Raw genomic sequence first — 1,828 nt, forward strand, 5'->3', positions numbered from 1 at the left:
CCGCGTCCAGCGGCTGGGGCCAGGCCCGCACCTCCTGCACGCCGGGCGGCGGCGGGCGGCGCAGGCAATAGGCCACATCGATCTCGCCCTGCGCAACGCCGCGCAGCAGCTCCTCGCCCGTGCCCGAACGCACGCTGAAGGTGATGCCCGGATAGCGTGCATGCAGGCTGGAGATCACCAGCGGCAGCAGGTACTCGGCCGTGGCATGCGACACGCCCACGCGCACATGGCCCCGGCGCAGGGCGCGCAGGTCCTCCACCTGGGCCAGCGCGTTGTCGAAGTCACGCTGGCTGCGCCGCACGGCCGCCAGCATCAGCTCCCCGGCGGTTGTCAGCTGCATGCCGCGCGGCAGGCGGTCGAACAGAGGCACGCCGACCTGGGCCTCCAGGTTGAGGATCTGCTGGTTCACGGCCGCCGCCGTCAGGTGCAGCGTGACGGCGGCCTTGCGCACCGAGCCACGGCGCGCCACCTCGTCAAAACAGCGAAAGGCCTGGGAGATTGCGGGCATGGCGCAGAGTGTAAATTTTTATCTGACACCTCATCCAAAACAAACAGCTATTCCTGACGCTTGCGACTGCCTACAGTGGCGCTCATTCCCCGCCCTCCTTTGAAAGCAGCCCATGGCAAGCACCGTAGACCAAGTCACCCAGCGCCGCCGCGGCGTCGGACTCATCGCCCACGACCCCGCCCTCTCGGCCGGCGGCTACACCCTGATCGCGCCGCAGACGGCCGACGGCCATGTCTACCTGGTGGACATCGAGGGCCGCGTGGCCCATGAATGGAAACTGCCCGTGCGCGCGGGCCGCCATGCCGTGATCCTGCCCAACGGCAACCTGGGCTACAACGGCAACCATCCCCGCTCGCCCGACCGCTATGCGCCGTGGTCCATGTGGCACGGTGGCGATTTCTACGAGGCCACGCCGCAGGGCGAGATCGTCTGGCGCCACGAGGACCCGGACCACCACCATGACGCGCAATGGCTGCCCAACGGCCACCTGCTCTATGCCGCCTGCGCGCCCGTGCCTGCGGGCTTTGCCGAACGCGTGCCCGGCGGCACCGCGCACGGAACCGGCGAGGTGATGTACGGCGACGTGATCCGCGAGGTGGACCGCAGCGGCCGCCTGGTCTGGGAGTGGAAGGCCTGGGAGCACCTGGAGCCCGAGGATTTCCCCATCCACCCGGGCTTTGGCCGATACCACTGGCCGCTGGTCAACGGCCTGGGCGTGAGGGCCGACGGCAGCGTGCTCATGAGCCTGCGCACCACCTCCGGCATCATCGCCGTGGACAAGGCCAGCGGCGCGGTGACGCTGCACATTCCGCCTTCCGTGGTCTCGCACCAGCATGCGCCCGTGGCGCTGGCCAACGGCCACATCCTGGCCTTCGACAACGGCAACTTCCGCGAAGGCGCCCACGTGGCCTTCTCGCGCGTGGTGGAGATCGATCCGGCCGACCACCGCTTGGTCTGGAGCTACCAGGACGAGATGGTCAACGCCTTCTACACCGCCTTCATGGGCAATGCCCAGCGCCTGTGGAACGGCAACACCCACATCACCGAATCGGCCACGGGCCGGCTCTTCGAGGTCACGCCTGCGGGGGAAGTGGTCTGGGAATACATCCTGCCCTGGTTCGCCGAGTATCCCGATGCCGCAGCGCGCCGCACCGGCCCCGGCCGGCTCAACAGCGTGTTCCAGACCTGGCGCTACCACGCAGACCAGCTGCCCTGGCTGGGCGCTGCCGGGAGGCTGGCATGAGCCTCAACCGCAGGCAACTGGCGGCCTGGATGCTGGGCGCGCCCTGGCTTTCGCCGGCAGCCCGCGCCTCCACGGCT

Annotated in this window: 2 protein-coding genes; one reads left to right on the plus strand and one right to left on the minus strand. The window is 69.2% G+C overall.

The features are described 5' to 3' along the window. The coding region (locus tag L995_RS16420; RefSeq protein WP_047472664.1) for a LysR family transcriptional regulator at positions 1-508 on the minus strand (508 nt) is incomplete at its 3' end. A gap of 112 nt (positions 509-620) precedes the next feature. On the opposite strand from L995_RS16420, the gene L995_RS16425 reads away from it, so the two are divergent. Then, entirely contained in the window at positions 621-1,751 is a 1,131-nt protein-coding gene (locus tag L995_RS16425; protein WP_047472665.1) for an aryl-sulfate sulfotransferase, read from the plus strand. Positions 1,752-1,828 lie beyond the last annotated feature (77 nt).

This window comes from Delftia sp. ZNC0008 (assembly GCF_000799035.1).
GTDB lineage: Bacteria > Pseudomonadota > Gammaproteobacteria > Burkholderiales > Burkholderiaceae_C > Comamonas > Comamonas tsuruhatensis.

Excerpts from the sequence above, each read along its gene's own strand:
- L995_RS16425 (WP_047472665.1), top strand. The coding sequence starts at position 621 with ATGGCAAGCACCGTAGACCAAGTCACCCAGCGCCGCCGCGGCGTCGGA.